Here is a 2725-nt window from a genome sequence, read left to right on the forward strand (position 1 = left end):
ATCAGATCCAAGCCACGCGTCCCATCCGCTATCGGAGCTTGTCTTACACAGGTTGGCGCCCGCGGTGGGAATCCGGGAATCGATGGCACGAGTAAAGGGAACGAATACCTGAGCCGACTCACCAAACGCACCGAGCATTTTTACATCGTAGAAGAGCGGCTGTGGATTCCAGTTATCCCTCACCCCGACGATTCGATAGCTTTGGTGATTCAGCACGATGTCTTGCCCCACACTATTCACGCCATCGAATAATTTGTCATTGAGAGACCGGCTTATTACCGCTACGGCAGCGTGTGCCTGGTCGTCTGCTGAAGACCAACCGCTCCCGAAAAGGAAAGATATCTGGAACATGGGAAACGTATCGGCATATGTTGCGTAGGTACTCACCTGAAGAGGCAACCGCGACTTATGGGTCGGCATGATCGAAACGTCGATGGGATAAAGCGCGGTCTGGAATCTGGCTCGATGATCCCGAATCAATGCCATGGCATCGGTGTAAGTCATCATGTCCGGTGGTTCGCCATCGTCTTCCGCGCTCGCGGATTCTCCCCAGCTATCAATCTGCGGGATAAACAACTGCGATGACTTGTCCGGATCCTTCGAGGTGGCAAGAAATACCGCATAGGTCGTCATGGACGACGCGACGCCAATTCCGATCGTTATCACCATCAGCACGGTAAGCAATGGGTTTCGGCGAAGGCTCCGAATTCCTAGTTTGAAATGGTAGACAAGCATGAAAGCCCCGTGGTGACGATCGGAGGCAACAAGCAAGAACCACACCAACTCCCGCTCGCGCCGATCTACACGGCCCATCATGTGTCCGCGGACATGGCACGGCGGACACTCGGACATATAACTGCCAGGGTCGACCGTCTAGTGATGTGGCAGAAGACCAGCCAGCCGGGCAACAAAGTTCTCCTTGATATCCGTCTGCGCGCGAATCACCCCCATCAGCAAGCGGATCTCGTGGGGATGAGCCAGCACGGCATGGATCTCCTTCGTCATCTTCGGCAGCGATTCGGGCGAGGCACTGCTCAGGGCCAGCGCCGCCTTACCGAAGGCAGTCGCGGTCAACTCGAGCTTCGCTAGCCCGTTGGCGACCTGGAACTGAAAGGCGCTCTGCACACCGGGATTGAAGATCAGTGTTTCGTAGACGGGGAAGTGCCCGTTCTCCACGGCTTCGGATAACGAATAATTGCCCGTGCTCAAGGTGAATGGCATGGCGCGCTTCTGCAGCGCAGCCATCACGGGCGCGGGGACGCCATCGGCGATCACCGCGATGCATTTGGCCCCAGGGCCTCGCACCATCTCGGCGTTCTGTTTAAGGCCGGCGGAGTCGCCCTTGCTGCGCACGTAGAGCGTATCGGCTCCTGAAATAGGCTTGCGATCGGCGTGGCGCAGTTCGCCGTAGATGCCCACGACAATGGCTGGCTTGCCTCRCTCCCCGGCGATCGCGCTGACGGCGGTGACCCAGCCGGCAACAGCGGCGCGTTGGTTGGCATAACCCAGATAAACCTCGGCATCGGCGTATCGGGTGAGCAGTCCGAGCAACTGCTCAGTGGCGACACTGTCCTTTGCATGCGAGGCAAGCACCTTGTCCAGCGGCTGCGCCACGCGCGTATCGCCAGCATTGTAGAAGGCGCCCATCTCACCGTGTCCCATGCCCATGAAGCCATGACGGGGATTATCGGCATGATGGACGACGTTGCTGCTGCTGTCGCTCTGCATGGCCTGGCCACCGCGATATGCCAGCGTGCCGTACTCATAGAGCCGCAGGTTATGGATCCCGGCCTTGTCGGCGACAAAACCACCCATGGCATCGAACTCGGTGGAGATCGTCGAAGGATCGATGCCCGAATTCACAGGCGGCAGTACGGGATCGGACAACGGGCCTTCGATGATGAAATCGCCGGCCGTGGCGTCGTCGCGCATCTGCTCCGGCGTGATGAATGGGGTCGTGCTGAACGAGGTGCCACCGCTGTGCATCTCTTTCGCCGGCTTGACGCCAACCGCCCGCAATCCCAGGCGGTTGAGCATACTGACTGCACGCACCACGAAGGCCGTGTCGCCCTGCCCCATCGCGCTCTTGCCCATCACGTAGTACACCGCGTGGGGATGGTGGTGAAGCAGGGCCAGGTTGTGCTGGTACTGGTTAAGGCCGTCCAGCCGCACGTTCAGAGTCTGCGCGCTTTCCATCGCGCGGGACCTAACGCTTTCGGGCATATAGCGAGACGACCGCGAAGGCGGTCGATCACCGCCGCGCGCCTGTGCTGCACGATCCTTGGCGGCCTGGCGCTTGGCGACGTTCATCATGCCTTCCAACTGCCCGACCTGCTCCTCCAGGTTCGCAATGCTGCCTTCTTCCTGCACCTCGCCGCTTTCGTAGATCGCGTGAAAGATCTCTTCAGCCTGGGCGAAGAGAGCAAAGAATTCGCGCGGCAGCCGCGGGGGAATCGACGAGCTATGGCTGAGCACGTCGTCGAAGTGTTCGAGCGCCGCATCGATCGGGTCGAGCTTGGCCCATTCCTGGTCCTTCACCGCCCGCACGCGCTGAATGACCACGCCTTCGGGAACGGACGCGCGTGGGCGCGCCGCCCTTGCGTAATGCAGTTCCCCCATGGCAACCATGCCGTGTATCGGCGCATCCGCGCGCGGTGGCACAGGCGGACGGACGGCGCCGGAGGAAACGCGCGTACGCTGCGGTGCGTTGGTAGGCGCTTCATTC

General features: G+C 60.3%; 2 protein-coding genes. Both read right to left on the reverse strand.

Going from position 1 to position 2725, the window contains the following annotated elements; all coding sequences use genetic code 11:
- On the reverse strand, positions 1 to 816 hold an 816-nt coding region (locus AC1DT2_RS20145; RefSeq protein ID WP_477298300.1), incomplete at its 3' end, for an ABC transporter permease.
- 57 nt (positions 817 to 873) lie between these two features.
- The coding region (locus tag AC1DT2_RS20150; RefSeq protein WP_477298302.1) for a hypothetical protein at positions 874 to 2725 on the reverse strand (1852 nt) is incomplete at its 5' end.

The organism is Luteibacter sp. P4_E6 (genome assembly GCF_056401535.1).